Raw genomic sequence first — 22,143 nt, 5'->3', positions numbered from 1 at the left:
CTGTCGCTCCTCGCCAGCCTCGCTTCGGGTGAAGCGAGGCGGCTCAACCCAGTCCGTGCTCGTGTCCTGCTGGCAGTCCCTCTCCGTTCGTCCGATGCTTCGTCTTCCAGCCGAGTTCATCGTCCAACACCTCTTCAATCCCATGGAGAAATGCATCACCGAACGTGAAGTCTGTCGGGAGTGCTCGCCCGCCACGCCGTGGTCGGGCGAGCACCGCCCACTGCAACACGATCCACAACTGCTCCAACAGGAAGCCAACACCCACGTAGAACAGCCGAATTGTCGTAGACGGCGTCGTTGTCAGTGCCCGCGCTTCCCGGAATTTCTCGTGGCTCTTCTCGATCCGTGACCGGTTGTTATAGATCCGCGCCACTTGCGTCGGCGTGCGGTCTTCCAGACCGTACGCCGCGTATCCCGTCTGTTTGAGGCCTGACTTCCCACGATCACCGTTTTGGTATGTGACGTTCACTGCCAGTGGATACGTCTGTTCATACGGTTTTCCTTCACAAATCGTCTCTTCGGTCATGTACGATTTGTCCGTCGTCAGCTTCTCTTCCAGCGAGTCTTTCCCAGTCTTCACCGGAAAGACCGGCGGTGCTGCCTCACGAAGCATACCGATCAACTCGCCAGCAAAGGCTGCTCTGTCGATGAGAGTCCGCTCAATCTCGAAGGGATATGTCTCGACGCGGGCGAGCAGGCGCTCGACCGCGTCGGCCTTGTCATCATCGCCGTCAACTGGTTCGACTGCCAGCGTCAGCGGCTTCCCTTGCGCAAGGACGAACACTGTGCAGTAGCGATGACACTTTGTGGTGCCATCACGGGCTTGCATCCGGCGGAACTCGTCTTCATCTTCCGGGTGACCATGGAACGGGTTGTCCATGAAGTCGATGCAGATGGTTCTCGACCCGCCGCGGTCGAGAACCGTCATCGCCACCAACGCGAGGATATCGTTGACAGCATCGAGCATCGGTTCGTTCTCCAGCGTGTGCAGCCAATCCATCACCGTCTCCCGATTTGGTGTGTCCTCGGTGTTCGTCGTGACGCCGTTGACCGATGTCGTGTCAACAGCAGCCCGTAGCACGACTTCCATGATTTCCTCGGAATCGAGGCCAGAGCCCTCGATTCCTTCCAACGGTATCAGCTCAAGCAGTTCCATGCTAAGAGACTTCAACTGACCGTTCGAAATGAACTCGTCCGGATCTGTGAGGATGCGCTTGAGCTTTGGGAGCTTCATCACACAGAAATCCGGACAGCGGCTGAATCAGGCTAATGAGTGAGAGAAGTTATGAAGTCTCTACCGTAATTTTTACGGTAAACTGGTTTCGTCGATCTCATCGATCCGTTTAGCGAGTAGCTGAATCAGTTCCTGTACGGTGATTTCACTCTCCTGAAGGGGGTTGTATCAGCAGCGTATTCGATCGCCTCAGCGTAGCTGGAGTGATCATGGCTCGCCATGATCTGCGTCAACTTCGTTGCCACGCTATCGCTGATTGTGACTGTCGTGTATCCATCTGGAGGCATATTCAGTCAAGTGAATGATTTACGGTAAAACTTACGGTAAATCGCCCCACTATCTTCAGAACTTACCTGGCTCATTAGACTGATTCAGTCGCATCATTCTGGCCACTACATGACAGCAACTGAGCTGTTGGGCCAGAGTGGACAACTAGCGATTGTCCGTTGCTGACGGCGATCAATCCTCGCCGATCGTCGCCGTTAGCGACGATCAAGGACGAAATCAAGGAACTGTTCAAGGAACACGGTGAGGAGATCGACAGTCCCTACGAAGCCTTGGAACGGCTGCCACAGGAGCAACTTTCAGAGTACGGCGTTTCCGTCGGAAGCGTCGAGGAGACGTACATTTTCCAGGCGATCAAAGAGCGGATGCATCGACACCTGCGGGCAGGTGTCGAGCGGGTGTTCTCTCGGCTGAAGTCCTTTACCGGGCTTGATCGCGTCCGCGCACGCAAAGAGAACAACGTTGAGACTCACGTCGTTCTCTCGGCAGTAGCGCTGGTTGCAGCGTCTCTCACGGCACAACGACAGAACAAACCAGGGCTGATACGCTCACCGAGTCGGCTCATCTGACGATCGCGCCACCTGTCCAAAAAACAGGTGTCGCCGCCTGAGAGGCATCGCTCTCAGGCGGCTGTATTTTCTGAAAGGAGTTCGACCAATCAGGCTGATCTATCGGCCGATTTAGCCATTTCTATCAAGAATCATTCCATTGTTTCACCAATTCTACTGATGGAGTCCAGATTCAGGCCCGATCGTTCCGTCTGGTGATTTGATTTTGAACGTGCAACAGGGTATGATTCTCTACGACATATGGCTGCTGGTTGACCTGCTGATCCAGGTGAACTTTGATATCGAACACCGGCTGAAGCCACGCGTGCCTGCGCGGACGTTCCTGAATATCGTCCGCAAGGACATTCCGGTGACGTAGGCGTTCCGCGGCGGCGGAACGCCGTCTCGTCAGAAACATCTGAACCCAGCCGCTCTGTTTTTGGAGCCCACTTTCGACACCCCCTACAGAATTGACAAAATGTTTTTGAGCTGAAAAGTACCGAGAACTTCTTTGACCTCACAGCAGAACTCACGATACTGTGAGTTCGGCTGTGGAAGTCTTCTCGCCTGGTCCGCTTCCGGTGGTTAAAGCCATCTGTGAGGAATGCGGCCTTATCGAGACTGTCAACGAACAGGTCGAATGGGATGACCAACAGTGCCGACTCTCGCCTGGTCATCGAACTATGGCACTCGTCATGAACTTCCTTGCTGAAGGACAGCCGATGTATCGGCTGTCCGAATTCTTCGAAAAATCCGACACAGCCAACCTCTTCGGCGAAAATATCTCACCTGAAAATCTCAGCGACACCACTTTCGGACGGACCCTCGATAAGATCGCTGACGCCAACCCACGCATACTCTTCGGGAGTGTGCTTGCTGAAGCCATCGGGCGTGAAGGCGTGACCACGAATGTGGTCCACGCCGACACTACTTCCAAGTCCGTTCAGGGTATCTACGAGGACGAAAACGACGAGTACGACCTCGAAATTACACAGGGGTATAGTCGCGATGGCAATCGTCACCTCAACCAGTTCCAAATAGGCCTCGCAGTCAACCGCAACGGCGTTCCCGTCATCGGAGATATCCTCGACGGGAACGACTCCGACACCACCTGGAACACCGAACTTATCGGCGAGCTCCGTCAGCGGCTCGCCGCTGACGAGCCTCCTATCTATGTCGCCGATAGCGCGGCAATGAGCGAAGATTCGCTGGATGAAGCCTCTGCTGCTGGCATCGACATTATCAGCCGACTCCCGCGCACCTACAACGCGGTCGATGCACTCATCGACCGCGCGTGGGAGATCGACGAGTGGAACGATCTTGGAAAATTTGTCAACGATGAAGATGACGAAGACGCTGCCTCCTACCAGATTCAAACTTTCCAAAAGCACATCTCTAACCACGATTTGCGGTGTGTCGTCGTCCATTCATCCACGCTCGATGGACGCACTAACCGACGCATTGACAATGACCTCGACAGCACTGAAGAGGATCTTGAGGACGCGGTCGGCCAGCTGGCCGACCGCTCATTCGCCTGTGAACCCGACGCTCAGGAAGCGTGGGAGACGTGGCTCGACGATCACGACGATTCCTGTTTCGAATTCGAGGCAGAAGTCGTCGAAACCGAACAGAAGAAGAGCCGCGACAAGCCCGGACGACCGCCGAAAGACTGGGACCCCTACGAAACCGTCTACAAGATCGCCGCCAGCGTCCAGCGGGACGCGGCGGCGATCGCCCACCGCAAGAAGAGAGCCAGTTGTTTCGTGGTCGTCACGTCGTTGGAAGATTCTGAAGAGTGGGCTGGTGAGGACGTTCTCCAGGAGTACAAAGAGCAACAGGCGGTCGAACGCCGGTTTCGGGTAGTCAAAGACCCCAAACGCGTCGGGCCGGTCTTTCTCGACCGGCCCGACCGCGTCGAAGCACTCGGCTACGTGATGCTGATGGCGTTGCTCGTCTATTCTCTCATTGAACGACGCGCACGCGTGGCTCTACAGGGTGCGGATGAACCAATGGACCTGGCCGGTGGGCCGACGAGCTTTCGGCCCACCGGCCGGCGAGTGCTTGAACGGTTCGAGAACATGCTCGTATCGCGGGTCGACGGGAAACGGGAGATACCAGACAACGTTGACGTGCCGAAGCGAGTGCTTGAGCTGCTCGATCTTGATGTCACCGCATATGGCATCGAATCGGAAGAGTAAGCGCGGCCAGAGAGGCAGACCTCTCTGGCTCGCGCATTCATTTCTCAAAAATATCTATTCAACTACTGGAATTCCAATAAGGTATTATTTATTTAGAGATATCCAATATCACATGACAAAATCTACCATCAACTCGATCTTGATCATAGGGTTTGCTCACAAGAACACATTTGGGTGTCGAAAGTGGGTTGGAGACGATATCGACGGAAGAAACAGTCAGTGTGGTAGGTTGGCGAGCGAGATCAGCCGCGACAATTTTCCACACCTCCGGGCGGTGCAGTTATCGGACGTTCAACGATTTCAGATGCACATTCCGAACATCTGATTAATCACTAAGATAATTTCTGAAGATCAAGGAACTTCTCACACCAGCTTTGTGCGTAGCTGATTCGGCGAGTTATTCGCTCGAAAACATCCTTGACGAGGATCTTGAATTCGCCCTCATTTTCGACGATGATTGGACACATCGTCCACTTGAGATAGTCCCAAACTTTCTCGATTGGATTGAGATGTGGCGATCCTGATGGTAAGAAGATCAGGTCAATCCCGAGCTGATGCGCACGTTTCCGCGTGTACTCGTAAATATGCGATCCGTGCTTGTCCAAGACGAGCAGAATCCGCTTGCCGGGATTCTGCTCGCGGATCAATTCTAACACCTCACAAATCCGCTCTTTCGTCTCGTCTTCGGTGAACGTCACGAGACTCTCGCCGTTGGGCGCGTAGAATCCAACTGCAGAATCCTCCGTCTTGACTAACGGCCGTTCGACGTGTGGATCGTCGACGTACCAGACACGTCGCGAATTATCGTATGGCTGTGGCTGTGAAGCATCAAAGAATCCAATCACGGTTCCGCCATCAGTACAGACATCCTCGTCGACAACCCATCCTTCTCCGTCATCACCCGCGCGTTTGTTGTGTGGCTGGTCATCCTCGTCAAGCGCGTCATCGACGCGCTCTTCGAGAATCTCGTCTGGATTCTCTGGCTGATGTGGACGCTTTGGCCGTGGTTTCGCATACGAGAGCCCAAGATCCCGAAGGAACGTGCCGAGATAGTGCGGATGGTACTCAGCGTCGAATTTCTCGGAAAGAAGGTGTTGAACTTCCTGTGATTTCCATGGCTGGCCGTCACGAAGCCGTTCGATGAGTTCGTCTTGTTCGTCCTCGTCGAGCTTCGGGGGCCTGCCGCCCCCGAAGTTCGGCGTGAGGAGCCCGAGGCCGCCTTCGTTCCAGCGTCGTGCCCAGCGAGTAGCCGTCCCAGAGGACCTGCCGACGTCGTCGGCAGCGTCCTCGAGCGTTGCGCCTTTGTAGAGTCGCTTGACGAATGTCAGCCGCTTACTAATTTTGTCGTCGTCGGTTTCGGCGAGTAATCGATCGAGATCGTCCTCACTGAGATGACGGACGATCTCTTTGCGACGATCCTCAGCCATGCGACCATCATCACATGCAATCTCCATAGTTTTTCTGAATCACTACCGGAGACCATCCCTCGAAGATGAACTCGTTCGCCTGTTGCATCGACCTACTGCACTACTCGTACGGGCCCTAGGAGAGACTACCAAAATCGCTCGGGGCTAAACACGTACTACCCCACAAAACCTATGGCACAGCACTCACCGCACCACAGGATGTAATCGAACAGGTGACACTGCCCTTCCATCCGCTTGTCGGGTGACTCGTGGTGGTGGGTGAGACAGATGCCATGGGAGCGAACTCACATTCTAACATCGGACAGGGATGTTATATACGCGGTTCGATCTCCTCAGCTTCTTCAAGCGATCGGTTATGCAGCGCTTGACCTGTATTAGCGTCGAAGATGTGGATGGCTGTCTGAGGAATACGGGCGACTGTAGGCTGGCCGGCCTCGACACTTTGCAGCCCGTCGACAACGGCAACGAGCGTCTTGCCCCCCTCTCCGCTTTCGTCAAACGTGAGATAAACATTGTTCTCATTTCCTTTTGGTTCCACTACATCCACGGTCGTTTCGAAATCATGCTCTTCCTCCACTTCGGAGATGAGATCAATATCTTCTGGACGAATACCAAGGATAACGTGGGTTACATCCCCTATTGAGCCTTTCACTTCTTCTGACAGAGGATAAGTGAAGGTATCACCAGTTAAACGACTGCCTTGAACCTCCATTTCGAAGAAATTCATCGTCGGTTCACCAATGAAGCCAGCAACGAATTGGTTTGCTGGACGGTGATATGCCTCAAGAGGTGTTGCAACCTGCTGTAAGGCTCCATCATTGAGAATGGCAACTCGATCACTCATAGTCATCGCCTCGGTTTGGTCGTGGGTGACATAGACAGTCGTGACACCAAGTTCATCATGAAGACGCTGGAGCTCCGTGCGCATCTGTGCTCGAAGTTTTGCGTCTAAGTTTGCGAGTGGTTCATCAAGAAGAAATATCTGTGGATCACGTACGATAGCTCGTCCGAGCGCGACACGTTGTTGCTGACCGCCGGAGAGTTCACTGGGTTTGCGATCAAGTAGTTCTTCGATCCCCATCATGGTCGCCGTTTCTTCGACTTGCTGGTTGATTTCTTCATCTGAGAGATCGGTAGACTCCTCCAGCCCAAATCGCATGTTCTCTCGCACAGTCATATGGGGATAGAGCGCGTAGGACTGAAATACCATCGCCATGTTTCGGTTTTGAGGCTGTTGATCGTTAACAACTGTTTCGTCAATTCGTATCTCCCCCTCTGTGATTGATTCTAGCCCAGCGATCATTCGAAGAGTGGTTGATTTCCCACAGCCACTCGGACCGACAAGGACGATGAATTCCCCGTTCTCTGTATCAATTGACAAATCATCGACAGCGATAATATCATTACCCTCATCTCCGAAAATCTTGGTCACCCGGTCCAGTGTGAGAGATGCCATCACATACTCATCCATCTCCCACACGTATAATTTTTATGTTCGTCCTACAACCCCCTCCGCAAATCGTTCACCAAATAGAAGGAAGACTATCAGCGTCGGTAACGCTGTAAGGAGCGCACCCGCCATTCGCAACCCGTAATTGGTTCCCTCAAGACTTGCACCAATTCCAGCCAGCGAAAGGGTAACAGGCGCAGCTGGATTATTCGAGCTTACCATAATGATTAATGGGAAAAGAAAGCTGTTCCATACTTGTGTAAATTGATATATAAGGGTTACAGCAAACATCGGACCTGATAGTGGGAATATAATCCGACGATAAATCGAGAATAAACTAGCACCATCCACCATCGCTGCTTCGACCATTTCATCAGATAATCCTTTATAATATGATCTAAATAAAACTGTACAAATCGGAAGTCCAAACGCAATATCTGTGATCATCAATGCAAGGAGATCGCTGTGGTATTCGTGCAGTAATGGCAGCTGCCAAACAGGAGCGAGTATCTGTTCGAGTGGAACGTAAATCGACCAGAATCTGGACAGAGGCACAATTGCTGCCTGAGTGGGAAGGAATACACCGGCAACAATTAAAAGTAAGATAGGGACCTGCCCCCTCCAATCAGTTCGTGTAAGACCATATGCTGCTAGGCTTCCCATTCCCGCAGAGATAATTGTAACTGGCACAACTAGTATAAGACTGTTGACCAAACCCTGTTTCAACAATTCGAACGCGCGAGTCCAGTTTTGGAAAGTCAAACCCTCTAGTCCTGGGGGTAGGAAAGGTAGTGTACGACCGACAGCAACACCAGATTTGAGTGATGTAACAAAAGCCACTTCAAGTGGTAATAGAAAGACGATAGATATGCCAGCAAGAACCACATAGAGCATAAGACGACGTATACTAATATTTCTAATACGCTGGGTTATCCGTGCCCGCATTGTCGTAGCCGTAGTATCATTGGTCATAGTTGTCCCCTACTGAACTGGGAATATAGGTATGGTGAAATCACCGCCATCGCTAATAGGAAGAGAATAATAGCAATTGCCGCACCATATGCCCATTCCTGGGATCGAAATGCCTCACGTACCATCTTTGTTGCTAAAATATCAGCACCTTTTTGAGGTTGATAACTTCCAAATAATGCATAAATGAAATCAAATGCTTTGAGGGCGAAAACCATCAATACTACTACCGCACTGACGGTTGAGGCGCGTAATTGTGGAAGAACGACTTTTCGATAAATGCGGATTGGACTTGCACCATCTACCTTTGCAGCTTCAAAGTGTTCGGTAGGAATTGATCTCAAGCCAGCTAAATAGACGACCATCGCATATCCACTAAATTGCCAAATTAATGCAATAATAATCGCAGCAAGAACGATGCGTGGATCTCCAATCCAGTGCAACCCAGGCAACCCGAAGGCTCGTATACCCTGATTCACCAACCCATCACTATAATTATAGAGCCATAGCCACACCTGTGCTGTGACAATAAATGACAAACTAAATGGATATAAATAGAGCATTCTCAAAGATTCTTGGAATCGGATTTCTTGATCTAGAAGAATCGCAAGTCCTAGCCCAATCACTAAACATAAAATAGTAAAGGCAATTAACAACACAAGCGTATTTCTCGTAGCATCAATAAGCCCTGGATCGTTAATCGCTTGTATATATTGCTCAAAGTCAAGTGTTGAATAATCTGCAGTGCCAAATCCGCTATAATCCGTTAAGGAAACAATGAAATTCCATCCTATCGAGCCATATATAAACAGCCCTATTAAAAGGACCGTCGGAAGCCAGAACGGAATTGATCGTACGAATTCACTATTAAATTGTGAGCGAATCCATGATTTGGAGTCATCGGAAACTATTCTTCCACCTGGTTTCATAGTATCTTTTTCACTCATGTTCGAAATCCAATTTTATTTTCAATCACAAATGCACAATTCAAGATGAGTTTTCGCCAATAGCACTGAGAATCCCTTCAGCCGTGGCGTTAACATCATAAGGATCCATGAAGTTGTCAGTGAATACGGTACCGAGATCGGAAAGCGTACTTGGCGATACGGCAAGTCCATCAGCAATGGTGGGCGGTTTGTGTTCCGCGTTTTGGAAGTCCTTTATCGTATCTGTGAGGTACGGTCCGAATTCGTCCGTTGAAACATCAGTTCGCGGTGGAATCGACCCCTTACGAGTATTATATGCAACCTGTGCTTCCTTTGTCCCACAGTACCGAAGCCATTTGATTGTTGCCTGTGGTGCTGGAGCATTTTTTGGATATACAAATGAGTCGAAATGAAGACCATACATACCTTTTGTGCCAGGGAACGCTGCCCAATCCCAATCTTCTTTATACTTCTTCTTCTTGCCAGTCAAGTAACCAGCTACCCAGTTCCCCGACTGGAGAACCCCTGCTTCACCGTTCGCAATCATTTGGAAAGAACCAGGTGGATCTAGTGTTGCAGCATCATCTGGGAAGTACTGGGTGAGCTTTTTTGTGGCCTTCAGACTATTTTTCACAGATTTCATGTCTCCGTTTCCGTTGACCACGTCCATGTAAGCTTGGTATCCCTCACTCCCAAGCAAAGTTGCTGCCCACAACCGCATTATTGTAGTGGAATTCACCATAGATTTAGACATACCTACAGCATCCGTCTTTTTCTCAATCTGACCTAATGCATTCACGAGGTCAGCTGGTGATGAGAGATTTTTAGGATCTATATCAGCTTTATTTATAACATTTTTATTATAGAACAAGTTGTTCATTCGGTGGGAACCCATCGGAACACATTTGTAGCTGCCATTGAATTTGGACAATTGTCCGGCTTCCTTCGCATAGGCCTCTTTCATGTTGTTCTTTGACCACACAGACTCACCGATATCACCAAGAAGATCTCCTTCCACAAATGGAGTCAGATGCTCTCCGGGCCATGCTGCCCATGAACTTGGCGGATTGTTGTTGTTAAGCTTCTGTGTGACTAAAGTGTTGAGTTGGACATTTCCTGTTCCCCCAACTGTATTAAATTTCGTATTAGCGTCTGGGTATTCTTCTTTGAATTTTTTGATCATCGCAGTGATAGCATCCTTGCCATCACCACCGGTCCAACCATGTAATACCGTAAGCTGTTCATTATTGCCATTACCGCTGCTGCCATTTCCGCTGCTGCCATTTCCGCTGCTGCCATTTCCGCCACCGAGACAACCAGCAACTGCAACTGTCCCAGCTGCTCCAGCAAACCCCTTAAGATATGCACGACGCAATACTTTTTTGTCAATCGAATCGTTCGAGCTTGTCATAGCGTCTCTATATATCGTGTTTCGGGGAGTAATAAGTGTTCTTGTTAATGGCAGTGACTCTATAGGAATCTTGCTCAAGTCCCTCGAGCGTGAAGCACGAGAGGGAGTGTAAGGTCGACAACTATAGTGATCCACAGAACACTGATAGTCTCTGAAAGCCTCTCTCCGGGTATGACAAAGCGTGACGAGAAGCTGGCGGGGGTGAGCACATAGGATCTAGCGCAAGTTCTTGGCCGTGTCGCAAAGTCCTCTAGATTTTGCCTCTAGTAGCCATTCGTATTCGCTTAAGATGAGAAATCGCCACACAGCTCGGCATTCACCTCCTCAAGCAGGATGAGTCGTGATGGCAATGGCTGCTTGGCTTCGTGATACAGAATCTCGCCGAGGTTTGGTCGAGGATACCCGTAGCCAGCGGCGATTTCCTGAAGGATTAGCTGGGCGAGCGACCGAAAGGTCGCCGCCCAGCGTTCTGGTGGGAATACGCACTCGTCGCCTTGCTCCTCGGCGTACTCGACGAACTCTCGAAGGATGGCTCTGCTGACCACCAATGTCAGCAGAGCCGCCACTACCTGAATCTTCACGATGTGAGCCTTCTCGGTTTCGAACTCACCCAACGAGTACCGCGACTTCAGCTCCCTGAACAGCAACTCTACCATCCACCGCGCTCGGTACAGCGTGGAGATCTCGTCGGGACTGAACTCATCCTGCGGGAGATTCGTGATGTACAGCCGATAGCCGTCGTCGGCGTCCTCGTCGCGGACGCCAACGACTCGCAACTGCTTGGTGTCCCACGACTTCACCCCATCGTACACTCGTCGCTGGAAGGAAATTTCGACTTCAACATCGATGTGCTCCCGGTACAGGTCTCCAACTACGTCGTAGATTCGCTCGCCCTCAAGTGGAATGGCCCGGATAGTCCCTAGCGAAAGTTATGAAGATCGCGTGAGACAGTGATTTCATGAGCGGAGATCGTCGCAAGGAGATCGTCCGACATCTCAGTGAAGACGATCTCAATCGGCTACTCGCCGAAACCGACAACGAAAAAGTCAGCAAGCGACTGACGTTCGTCAAACGACTCTACAAAGGCGCAACGCTTGAGGACGCTGCCGACGATGTCGGCAGGTCCTCTGCAACCGCGACTCGCTGGGTACGACGATGGAACGAGGGTGGACTCGGTCTCCTCACGCCGAACTTCGGGGGCGGCAGGCCCCCGAAGCTCGGCGACGACGAGCAGGAACAATTGCTCGAACTCTTACGAGAGGGTCAGCCCTGGAAATCACAAGAAATCCAGTATCTTCTCAACGAGAAGTTCGACGTTGAGTACCTGTGGCGTTTCGACTATTTAAAACCGGCGTGAGCCGGTAGTGACGGCCTGATGTCTGTGACCTCTAAGTCGGCAGATAGGCCGTCACCGGATGCAACGGACGCCAACAACATCAACTCTGCCGAAACTGTCGCCGATGAGTTGTACTCGCTGCTCGCCGCAGGCGACAGCGAGTCCATTGCTCAGGAGTTCGATATCGGCATCCACAACGAGACACACGACTTCGACAACCACCTCAAAGTAGCCATTCGTGAAGGACTTGATCCATCTAGTTCGCTCGCCGAACTCGCCGATAAGACCGCTGTTGATGACTCTCTTGACAGAATGCCCGAGTCACGGTTCTCCGAGCTCACGAACGACCGCGACTACCGCGCGGTCGTTCGCATGCTGTTCGCGTTGCTCCACACGCCACAGCTGTATCATCAGCGTGCTGTCCAGCGAAACCGCCTGGAGTGGCTTACACGAGGGGTAATTGCTGTCGACGCGACGAATCTCAAACTCACCCGCTCAGTTGTCGTCTCCGACGAATTTGTCGGAGACGACGAGCACGTCTATGAAATCGACACAGATGACGGTGGACTCGAACTTCATTGCGCCGCACGCGTAGACGGTGAACACAAGCATCCGCTTGGAACAACCGTGACAGAGGGTGAAACCCACGAAAGTCCCCAGTTCGACCATCTCAGCGATGACGTCGAGGTCTTCGCAGACCTCGACTCGGTTATTTGGGTCTTTGACCGCGGATACACGCGCTATCGTCGGTTTTGTGAGATCAAGTACAGCGATGATGACTTCGTCACCCTACTCCAGTCAAACGCCCGTCTCGACGTTCTGGACACGCTCCAGAACGTCGAGGTCACTAATGAGGACGGAACGAGACAGATTCGTGACGAACAAATTGAACTGGCCGAGACCGGTGAACAGTTTCGCCGTATCGTTTTGGAAACGCCGGATGGAGAAGAGATTCAGTACCTGACGACGCTGGCGTCGTCAGCGTACGATCCCATTGACGTGATCAGTATCTACACCCTCCGGACAATGATCGAGATTCTATTTCGTGAATTCAAACAATATCTGAATGTTGAGAATTTCCACTCGAAATCGCTTAATGGCGTGTTGTTTGAGTTGTTCTGTGCGTTGATTGGATACGTGCTTGTGGAGTGGCTGCGCCAACGCCACCCGATCAAGGGTGGCGTGGCGCGTGCAATCCAGAAAGCTCGGACGCACTGGAATGAGACGCTGACTTCGTTCGGCTAATCTCATCACACGGCACCAGCGACAGCCGTCGGCAGGCAGCGACGGCTGTCGCCAAAATCGTGGTTTTCTTCGCCCATTAGGCCTGAGACGACGCATTTCTCGATTCTGCTTCCATTTTCTCGCATCAGGCCGAACTTGCGCAGCCCACACCTCGGTCCGGTACCTCTCACAAAGATCTCGCTCGCCGTGGCTTTATCAACTCAGAACGCAACAGTTGAGTACCATCCAGCCTACCTTGGAAGATTCCTCAAAAAGCTCGGTCTTTCACGTGCGATTCCACGAACACAGCGTCCCTCTCAACCTGAGAACGCCGAGGGGATCCTCGAAGAACGCGTCGGAGACGCGTTCGACGAGGACGCTGATGAGCCACACAACAAACAAGACGGTGATGACGAGGAAGGCTGGATCGTTGACGATGATGTTTGCACCGATGGCGGAACTGTCCTCGGGTTTTCCGATACGTCTCATCCACAGCCGTGGGACAACTCACAGCGGATGTACTACGTCGATGATCCCCACATCACCCGACCGCTGGTTCGTCACGACGAACCAACGGTCGGCTTCTACGCGCTCAACGGCGAGAGCGTGGTGAGCTTCCCCGAAAATCAGGAGAAAGAGAAGATTTGTGGGTGCCTCGAACGGATCCGCGAGCAGAATCCGGGCAAGCGGATTCTGCTCGTCTTGGATAATTTCTCCTCGCACATCTGCCCGTACACGCGCAGGCGCGCGCATCAGCTAGGGATCGATCTGGTGTTCCTTCCAGTTGGTTCGCCGGATCTGAATCCGATCGAACCGGTCTGGAAGCACTGGTTATCGCTTAAGCCCAGAATGAGCGGTGAGTGCGGAAGCTGGTTTGCTGAGTGCTGTGGGATTTCTCAGAAGTAGAGCACGAACCGCCGAGTAGAGATCGATATTGCTGGAATCGACCAATCACAGATTCGTTTCCGTTCAGAAACGCGCCTAACCGAGAGCGTTGCCACTCAACACGAAGCTTTCCCGGCTCGGCTGACGGTCGTCAGCCGGGCCGGATCGTCGCCAGTTCACCCGCGTTTCGCACGTTCGGATCGACGCTTCCGTGAGCCACTCGCTCCGTGAGCGCGTGGCGATCCACGTTCGGGTCGATCGCTCCCTCGACGATCGCGGACCCGGCCCCGTCCCACCCATACCCGAGCTGTTCAGCCAATATCCGTAGCAAATCACCGCTAAACAGGTTGATTCGCTTGGAAAACCTCACCGGCTCGATCCGATCTTCCTCCTCGACTGATCGCTGTGAGGCGGGTCCGAGCCGTGCTCGTACCCGCCGCAGTAGATACCGACTCACCAGCACCATCAACAGCGCCGCCATCATGAAACACTCAACTGCTGCCTCCCGTCGCACCGTCATTTCGTCCAACTCGAACACTGATTTCAGCTCGTCGATGACCGTTTCCACGCTCCAGCGGTTGCTGTACAGCGCCGCGAGTTCTCGCGGCGCGAACGCGTCTGCTGGGAGATTCGTCGCATACAGGTGATAGTCGTGATCGGCCTCGACCTCCTCCGTTCGGTGATCGTCCTCGTCGTCTTCGTGGCGGACGCCGACGACTCGAACATCGTACGGAAGGTGCGGATCGTCTCGATCCGCACCGATCGTCCCCGTTGAATCGATAATCTGCCGATAGAGGTCGGGCAGCACCTCCTGGAGGTGGCTGCCCTCCAGATCAATCGTATCACCACACCAGGTTCGGAGCTCATCGATGATCTCAGGGTTTGCGTCGACGTTGAGCCGGCTCACGAACCAGCCGCCATTGCGGTCGATCCGTGCTAACCTCGCGTAGTCGAGGTAGCCGAGATCGAACAGGACCAGAGAATCTTCGACCCAGTCACCGATCTGGAGCTGCGTGGTTTCTTGGGTGCGAGCGTCAGTGATCGACGAAAAGACCGGAGCTCGCGAGGCGAGCGACTCGATCACGTGGAGCTTCGCTCCAGCGTGATCGTCACCTAATCCGGGGAACTCCTCGAAGGATTCCGCAGAGAGCGTACAGATGGTCCCATCCGAGATGAAGACATCTCGGAAGCGCTCGAAGCGGCCTTCGAGCGCTGATTCTGTTTGTCCAAGCTCGACGCTGATGTAGCCACAGATGTCCGCAAGTAGCTCGGTGAGTTCAGCTGTAACCCACTGCTGAATGGACGAATACGCAACGGAATCGTTGGTGAAAGCCTTGTAAAGGTCTTGAACGGCAGCGAGAGACCCATTGGATTGGGTAGTGCCGAACGTGAACGACCAGAAGAACGGAAAAGCGTCGATGAATCGGTCGCGTTCAACAAGGTCGGTAGCGCGAGCGTGCTCGCGCACCGACCGTGGCGGAAGCAGATACCGGAGTTCTTGGCCGAGGATATGGAGCCATCGATCCATGAGTTCCGGCTGACGCGGGAGACAGTAGCGCCTGCTGATCCGGACGAATCCTTAAGCGATAACGAGTGGTCTGGAAGAGTCTCCGTTGGGAAGCCTCACCGCTCATCGTCGAGAGCGCGGAGGAATTCCGCGCTCTCGTCACCGATCTGTTCGACCGCCTCACTGATCGGCTGAGTTTCGCCGTCTCATGGATCGAGAAATTCCTCGCTCCGTATCTTCAGAAGTTATCCAAATGACTATCCGGGCCATTCCTGCAACTCTTCGGTCACTACCGGGTTCGAACTCGCCTTGAGACGGCTCACGAAGAAGCCATCATTCTCGTCGATTAGCGCGAACCGACGGAACTTGAAGAAGCCACGATCCAGCAAGAACAGCCGCCCAGACAGCCACGAACCCATCTCAAACAACGTGCTCTCGTGAGTGGTTTCGTCGGTGATCTCGTCGGAGATCACCGACTGTTCGGTCACGTTGTGGACGAGATAGAGCGTCAGTCCTGACTCGTTCTCATGAGTAGCTTTGAACTCTGAGAGAAAACGGCACAATCGCACGATTGTCGCGTCGACAGCGACGACGTCGCGGAACTGCTCGAACGCGGGAGTGAGAGTGTGAGGGACAGCGACCTCCTCGACGGGGTGGTTGAGGAGGTCGCGGAGGAGTGTGGCCAGCTCTTCGGTGAATCGGTCGTAGAAACTGGAGGGATAGACCGAGTGGTCGGTTGCAGCTTCGTAGGCACGGCGATAGCCAGCGATAGAGCGGGCTTCGCCGCCTAATGATCCAGGTACGCTCTGAAAGTTCGCTCAGAAATATTTGGTTAGAAGGCTGTTTCTGCTGGTTCACAGGGATCACGAAACCAGCGAACCGGGGTTTATATGATACCGATCAAAACAGTCATGTTCAGGTGTGTACTAGGGAAATTCAGCCATTACTGATTCACCCGGGCAAGATTACGGGAAACATCACAGTAAACGACAGACTCGATTAGATCGCTGTACACTTGGTGTACGGATCTCTTAGGCCGTTATTTCTCTTCCGCGAATCTACTTTCAAAGCTTCTCTCACCCATTAGACGGCGAAGCCCACAACGAGCGTCCAAACGAGCATCCTGACGTCGATTTTTCGGTCACGGATGACGACCTCGCGCTCGCGCGCGAGGTCTTAGACCATCTGTGAGGGAAAGAGCGAAGTCAGGAGAGAACGGATCGCTTCTGAGGAGAGATCGTCCATTTCACCCTCTCCTCATCGCTACCGCCACAGGTAGCCGTCGGTTTGCGATTCACGTCCTTAACCGAATACGAATGGTCACTACGGTCAGGCCGCTGGGCTCGCCCCTTTTGAGCAGCAGCTCTCGGGTCAATGAGTCAATACAGCCGCTGAAACGATGCTCACAGTCGTGAGCGTCTACTTCGGTCTTATCAAACTTCTTTCACTCTCGAATCAACCATCGAAACCGGGTGTGAATGCGAGTCCAGGAAAATAGAATCGGGAATTACCGACACTTTTATATTTCGACTCTCATACCAAGGAATATGCGCGTACTTGTCATTGATATCGACTCGTTACGTCCTGACCATTTAGGCTGCTACGGCTACGACCGTGACACATCCCCAGTCATCGACAGCGTGGCCGAGAACGCGGTACGATTCGATCGGTGTTTCGTCTCTGACTCTCCATGTCTGCCATCCCGGACTGCGCTGGCAACCTGTCGACACGGTATCGACAGTGGTGTTGTTACACATTTCGGCGAGGGCCAATGGTACGATAACCCCGGACGCGGCCACGATCCGGATCCTGACCGGCCGCTGAGTTTTCAACATCTTGCCCAGCATGGCGTACGCACAGCCTCCGTGAGCAGTTTCACTCAGCGACACATGGCCTACCACTTCAGTGCCGGATTTCAAGATGCAATTCAGCCGACCGCCGAAACTGGTCTGCTGGCCGTTGAAGACGCAAGCGATGTCACCGACGCGGCGCTAACGTGGCTCGATGGCCACGCCACCAACAACAACTGGCTGTTGCATGTCAACTATTGGGACGTCCACCATCCATATCAAGGCATCACCGAGCACGTCGAAGCAGTCCGAGAGTCGGGGTCAATGCCCGCGTGGCCCGACGAGGACGCTCTCGCCGCACAGGAAGGAATGACCGGTACCCGAACACGCGAACTCTGGCCCAATCCAGCCGAACTCGACGCTAATTGGTTCGCCGAGAAGTATGATGAGTGGCCCATGCCCGACTCTTTTGACTCGCGGGCAGACGTTGAACACGTTGTTGACGGATACGACGCGGCAATTCGGAAAGTCGATACCGAGGTGGAAATCCTACTCAATGCACTCGATGAACATGGCGTCCGCGAAGAGACTGCTATCGTAGTGACAGGTGACCACGGCGAAGCGCTCGGCGAACACGGAATCTACGCTGAACATGCTCTCCCGCATCTCGCTTGCCAGCGTATCCCGCTACTAATCTCGTGGCCGGGACTGACTGACGGAATAGAGGTAGATGCTAATGACGGTGCCGCTGATGCGGTGGGAGCGGGCGTCGAGGGCTACGTCTACCAGTTCGATCTCATGCCGACGCTCTGTGAACTGTTCGATGTACCGGTGCCCGGCGGCTGGGCTGCAGAGTCATTCCGGTCAGCACTCACCGACGACGAGCGCGACGAATTCGCCGGCCGCGAGTTTCTTGTCTGCGGCCATGGCATCTATACATTCGGTCGGGCGGTCTATCGCGATGGATGGATGTATACTCGCCTGCTCCATCCCGGCATATTCTCGTTGCCCGGCCAGTACAACGATCCCGAATTACCGAACGAGGGCCTTGAACTACTGTATGATCTTGAAGCCGACCCTTACCAAACCGAGAATTTGATAGGTGAGAACCCAGAAATGGCCGCCGAGATGCGTACCACACTTGATCACTGGCTGACCACACGGCTCTCCGATTCGTGGTACGACCATCAACCAGCTGAAACTCGGGGCCAAGACCCATTGGCGCGAATGTGCGCAGAGGGACCGTACCTCTACGTCAATCCTAACGACCTGTTGGCACTCTATCGCGACTGTGAGGAAGATAACCGACAGGCCGATCGACTCGATGAGACGCTGTCGCGGTTTCCTTGTGATGGATCGTAACGGAACCACAAATTCCCGAACACGCCACAAAAGCGTCTCAGATTGGCCGCTGAACGGAGATCACCACTACTTGATACAGGTCTAAAACTACCCGATATTTGATCGCATCCGATGGCGATACTCGAGATTATTTAACACACCATGATTGAATTAAATGACAAATATCAATTCACAGCTGACGATTGGGGCTGTTCGGTTCCTATCTTCAGCGGGCGACAACCTCTTTAGTGAGTCAATCGAAATCATCCTATGCCAGTAATCTACATCGATATCGATTCGCTCCGATCTGACCATGTTGGCGCATACGGATACAACCAACCAACGACGCCAAACATTGACGAATTCGCTACGGATGCAGTCCGATTCAATCGCAGTTACGTAGCTAACTCACCCTGTCTGCCCTCGCGGGCGGCGCTGATCACCGGGCGATACGGAATTCACAACGGTATCGAGACACACGGTCCGCTCTCACAATCATTCAATTCACCCGCGTCTCAGATCGACTGGGCGGGCACATGGGGAGACCATATTGACGAGCGCCCGTGGTGGACACTTCCTGAACTATTCTACAAACAACGCACCTCCACATGCGCCGTCTCGTCGTTCCCACGCCACCCAGCACCGTGGTTCCATCATGCCTGGCATGAAGTTCAACAACCCCAGGAACCGGAAGGCCCCAACGAATCCTTCCAGACCGTACGAGCCGAAACCGTGATCGATCTCGCACTAGATTTCATTCAACAGCACGCTGACGAGGAATTCTTCCTTTATGTCCAACTGTGGGACCCACACGGTCCCTACAAACGATCCGAGGAGCAGGTGGATGCCTTCCGTAGCGAATCGCTTCCACCGTACCCGACGGCGGAGCAAATCAATCAACATCAGCAGTGGGATGCGTGGCGATCCGCCTCTCACATGGACATCGACGACCGAACCGATCTCGCAGAGATGCTCGCTCACTATGACGCAGAGATCCATTATGCGGATCGCCACATCGGGCGGTTGCTTGATTTTCTACACAATCAGGCCTTGTATGACGAATCGTTCGTAACAATCACTGCGGATCACGGTGAAGAATTCGGTGAACACGGCCTGTACCGCGAGCACTGGAGTACACATGACGGTACTCAACGCGTGCCGCTCATCATCAAACCACCGGCAGACCAGCCAATTGAAAGCGGGACACGTGATCAACTCGTTACGAATGTCGATATGCCACCAACGCTCGCGGATTATGCTGGGTTCAACACTCCAACCCGTTGGCAGGGACAGTCGCTCCGCCCGGTCATCGAGAACGCTAAAGCTGAATGGCGGGATCATATCGTGGTCGATCATGGGCTATACACCGCTCAACGAGCGATTCGTACAGAGCAGTGGAAATTCATTCGCACGTACCACCCTGGGATGTGGTCAGCGACTGTTCCAGAGCATCAACTTTACGATATGCACGAGGACCCACAAGAGCAAGATAACGTAGTTGAGGACTTTTCTGACGTCGCCACGAATCTCGAAGAACGAATGGCGGTCTGGGCCGAAGAATACGGGACTGACAACGAAGACCCGATTCGTGTCGTCGCAGACCAAGGACCCGCTGGCTACAATGCGTTCCAAAGCGATTACGAGGGTGTCTGACTGCGTATAAACATAATTCCATTAGAATTCAGTTAAAATCACTGAAACAGAGGATACATTATGATATTACCTCAGTGGTACTGCTAGATTGAACTCTCCAATTCGAGTGCTTCGATCGCTCATCTGTAGGAGATTGTTGATAGCGCTCAGCTGTCGCTGTGGAGCCGAAGAGGGCAAGGGCACCGCTGGCGCGGTGCCCGACACAAATGATTGGTCGCGTCGGAAAACCGTTCAGAGTTCACCTCCGTTCGTTGTGACCGACACGCTACATCGTATCTTTTCGTGAGTTGACCGTTGGAGGAACTCATCGAAGAACTCGCGGTAGTATTCGGGATTGGCGTATTTCGTGAGAGACAACTGCAACAGCGTATCTAACCCTTCTTCGCTCCACTGCATCCAGTCACGCTTGCATCGCTTGGCTACCTCACCCATTGCTCGTTCGACAGGGTTCGAGGTCCACGGCACCTCGAACCCGTCTATCGCGTCCTCAGCAAACGTCACCATCGAATCCAGTCCACCACGAAGGTACGATGCTGCTTTCGGCGAAGAGAGTTGCTCTAACTGCCATGCTGTCTTTCCTATGCGCTCTTTCGTTCGGGCGATCCGCTCGCGGATCGCCGAATACTCCTCTTGCGGACGATGTTTCTCGACAGAGTTCTTCAGGTGGAACAACTCTCCAGAGACCTCCGAAATGATCTCGTTACGGTCCTCCAATGAGAGCGCGCCGTCGTCCCACAGCTTGTAGCCAAGTGTGCGCGGAACGTGAGACAAATCGAGTTGATGATCGCGTGTGTCTGTTTGAAAGGCCCCAACAAGGCTCTTTTCGGCGTCACTGACGACTTTCGCGTCGTCAGTGATCGCCTCAGCAGTATCCAGAGTATCCGCAATCTCACTCCAGGGAGTGTTCACCGAGACATCAAGCACTGATCGTGACGCTGTTTCGGTGTCTTCTGCGAGCGTTACTCGTACGTCGTGGTATTCACGGTCCTCGTCCTGACTGTAGCAGTTGGTTCCGTCAGGGATGACGGTTTCAGCTTCAGACCCGGCAATGCGGCTGGAAACGAACTCTGTGAGTTTCCTGCCGCACTCGGTCACGCGGTCGCGGATGGTGTCCTTCGAGGGCGTCCTTTCGAGGTCCTCAGCATGTGAGGCTGCGTCACGGTAGGAGAGAGCCGTCGCAAGATCGACTGTTCGCGCAGCGATATCCTGCTGATATCGCTTCTTTCCGTTGAAATCGACGAATTGTTCGATAGGGCGGAAGTGAGCGTTCTCGTCGTCAGTTGCCGCAGTGTCTTCGACGTAGTCAAGGGAGAACTCGTGCTCGCCGACGGTAGTAACCGCTGTGCGAATCTTCGTTGTCGAGCGTTGGAATCGGTTGGTTCCGTTTCCCTGTGCGTGTTTTTCGCCACAGTACGCCTCAACGAGTACGTCGTTGAGGCTCTCGATAATTGCTTCGAGCAGCGTCGATTCGAGACGCTGCTCGGTCAGAAACTCCGCGAAGGCGGCAAGTGGGTACTGTTCAGTTGGGTCAATAGTCAGAACGAAGTGGATCGTGACCGTAACCTCAATCGGGGACTCGTTCACGTTCATCAAATAGTCCCCATTCCTTCGAGGAGTCAGCTACGACTTCGTTTCAGCGATTGCCCAGACGGTTCTGAACGATTTTCCGACGCGACCTATAATTTGAGAGTGTGATATCAGACGGTTGTTTCGATTTCTCCGGGGTTCCATTTTGTGAACGGGCAAGTCCAGGTAAGAACGGTACTGTTCCCATTGCTTGCAAAAATCGCCGTCGTGTTGTACCAATTTCTCCCCGAAATTCGACTTGATCTCTAAGACTGGTTGTGGGTTTCATCATTCTACCCTCTATAATGGCCCATCCTAAAGCGAGTTAAAACTTTCGAAAAATTTCGACTAGCTTAGTTTTCTCGAATAATTATTTCATATACTTCTAGTCAA

General features: G+C 52.9%; 14 protein-coding genes and 5 pseudogenes. 9 read left to right on the top strand and 10 right to left on the bottom strand.

The features are described 5' to 3' along the window. Positions 1-43 precede the first annotated feature (43 nt). On the bottom strand, positions 44-1,234 hold the full coding sequence (locus tag MUK72_RS15880) for an ISH3 family transposase (RefSeq protein WP_244705595.1): 1,191 nt from the start codon (positions 1,232-1,234) through the stop codon (positions 44-46). Positions 1,235-1,680: 446 nt separating this feature from the next. Here MUK72_RS15880 and MUK72_RS15875 point away from each other — a divergent pair, with 446 nt between their 5' ends. The 3 genes and pseudogenes from MUK72_RS15875 (at position 1,681) to MUK72_RS15870 (ending at position 4,265) form a co-directional block, all read left to right on the top strand. Next, positions 1,681-2,088, top strand: coding sequence for a transposase (locus MUK72_RS15875; protein WP_244705593.1), 408 nt, complete (start codon positions 1,681-1,683; stop codon positions 2,086-2,088). A gap of 223 nt (positions 2,089-2,311) precedes the next feature. Beyond that, a pseudogene (locus MUK72_RS20275) lies at positions 2,312-2,446 on the top strand (hypothetical protein); the annotation flags it as partial. Between the two features lie 160 nt (positions 2,447-2,606). Then, positions 2,607-4,265, top strand: a complete 1,659-nt coding sequence (locus tag MUK72_RS15870; RefSeq protein WP_342346238.1) for an IS1634 family transposase — start codon at positions 2,607-2,609, stop codon at positions 4,263-4,265. Between the two features lie 332 nt (positions 4,266-4,597). Here MUK72_RS15870 and MUK72_RS15865 read toward each other — a convergent pair whose 3' ends face one another. The 6 genes and pseudogenes from MUK72_RS15865 to MUK72_RS15840 all read right to left on the bottom strand — a co-directional run. After that, positions 4,598-5,692 carry an IS630 family transposase gene (locus tag MUK72_RS15865; RefSeq protein WP_244705591.1) on the bottom strand — a complete coding sequence of 365 codons (1,095 nt, stop codon included), beginning with the start codon at positions 5,690-5,692 and terminating at the stop codon, positions 4,598-4,600. A gap of 310 nt (positions 5,693-6,002) precedes the next feature. After that, on the bottom strand, positions 6,003-7,148 hold the full coding sequence (locus tag MUK72_RS15860; protein WP_244705589.1) for an ABC transporter ATP-binding protein: 1,146 nt from the start codon (positions 7,146-7,148) through the stop codon (positions 6,003-6,005). 33 nt (positions 7,149-7,181) lie between these two features. Then, positions 7,182-8,114, bottom strand: a complete 933-nt coding sequence (locus MUK72_RS15855; RefSeq protein ID WP_244705587.1) for a carbohydrate ABC transporter permease — start codon at positions 8,112-8,114, stop codon at positions 7,182-7,184. After that, positions 8,111-9,058 (bottom strand): carbohydrate ABC transporter permease, encoded by a 948-nt coding sequence (locus MUK72_RS15850; protein WP_425311086.1) that lies wholly within the window; start codon positions 9,056-9,058, stop codon positions 8,111-8,113. Before MUK72_RS15850 ends, MUK72_RS15855 begins: the two co-directional genes overlap by 4 nt. A 40-nt stretch (positions 9,059-9,098) precedes the next feature. Next, positions 9,099-10,448: an ABC transporter substrate-binding protein gene (locus MUK72_RS15845; protein ID WP_244705585.1), complete on the bottom strand. Its 1,350-nt coding sequence runs from the start codon at positions 10,446-10,448 to the stop codon at positions 9,099-9,101. A 284-nt stretch (positions 10,449-10,732) separates the two neighbouring features. Then, positions 10,733-11,359: pseudogene (locus MUK72_RS15840) on the bottom strand (transposase); the annotation flags it as partial. A 47-nt stretch (positions 11,360-11,406) separates the two neighbouring features. Here MUK72_RS15840 and MUK72_RS15835 point away from each other — a divergent pair. The 3 genes and pseudogenes from MUK72_RS15835 to MUK72_RS15825 form a co-directional block, all read left to right on the top strand. Continuing rightward, positions 11,407-11,772: pseudogene (locus MUK72_RS15835) on the top strand (helix-turn-helix domain-containing protein); the annotation flags it as partial. Positions 11,773-11,823: 51 nt separating this feature from the next. Further along, positions 11,824-13,029, top strand: coding sequence for an IS4 family transposase (locus MUK72_RS15830; protein WP_244705583.1), 1,206 nt, complete (start codon positions 11,824-11,826; stop codon positions 13,027-13,029). Between the two features lie 213 nt (positions 13,030-13,242). Further along, a pseudogene (locus MUK72_RS15825) lies at positions 13,243-13,833 on the top strand (IS630 family transposase); the annotation flags it as partial. A 211-nt stretch (positions 13,834-14,044) separates the two neighbouring features. On the opposite strand, the gene MUK72_RS15820 reads toward MUK72_RS15825, so the two are convergent. Continuing rightward, positions 14,045-15,421, bottom strand: a complete 1,377-nt coding sequence (locus MUK72_RS15820; protein ID WP_004055296.1) for an IS4 family transposase — start codon at positions 15,419-15,421, stop codon at positions 14,045-14,047. 68 nt (positions 15,422-15,489) lie between these two features. Here MUK72_RS15820 and MUK72_RS15815 point away from each other — a divergent pair. After that, positions 15,490-15,657 (top strand): annotated as a pseudogene (locus MUK72_RS15815) (IS630 family transposase); the annotation flags it as partial. On the opposite strand, the gene MUK72_RS15810 reads toward MUK72_RS15815, so the two are convergent. Further along, on the bottom strand, positions 15,658-16,170 hold the full coding sequence (locus MUK72_RS15810) for a transposase (RefSeq protein WP_244706040.1): 513 nt from the start codon (positions 16,168-16,170) through the stop codon (positions 15,658-15,660). It abuts the pseudogene before it with no gap. A 708-nt stretch (positions 16,171-16,878) separates the two neighbouring features. Here MUK72_RS15810 and MUK72_RS15800 point away from each other — a divergent pair. Together MUK72_RS15800 and MUK72_RS15795 are read left to right on the top strand one after the other, a co-directional pair. Continuing rightward, on the top strand, positions 16,879-18,552 hold the full coding sequence (locus MUK72_RS15800) for a sulfatase family protein (protein ID WP_342346237.1): 1,674 nt from the start codon (positions 16,879-16,881) through the stop codon (positions 18,550-18,552). A gap of 249 nt (positions 18,553-18,801) precedes the next feature. Next, a complete protein-coding gene (locus MUK72_RS15795) occupies positions 18,802-20,184 on the top strand; it encodes a sulfatase family protein (RefSeq protein ID WP_244705579.1) in 1,383 nt (460 codons plus the stop codon). Positions 20,185-20,415: 231 nt separating this feature from the next. Here MUK72_RS15795 and MUK72_RS15790 read toward each other — a convergent pair whose 3' ends face one another. Beyond that, positions 20,416-21,753, bottom strand: a complete 1,338-nt coding sequence (locus MUK72_RS15790; protein WP_425311098.1) for an ISH6 family transposase — start codon at positions 21,751-21,753, stop codon at positions 20,416-20,418. Positions 21,754-22,143: the final 390 nt, after the last annotated feature.

Source organism: Halococcus dombrowskii, assembly GCF_022870485.1.
GTDB classification, from domain to species: domain Archaea; phylum Halobacteriota; class Halobacteria; order Halobacteriales; family Halococcaceae; genus Halococcus; species Halococcus morrhuae.
This window is presented reverse-complemented; position numbering and strand designations above follow the sequence as displayed.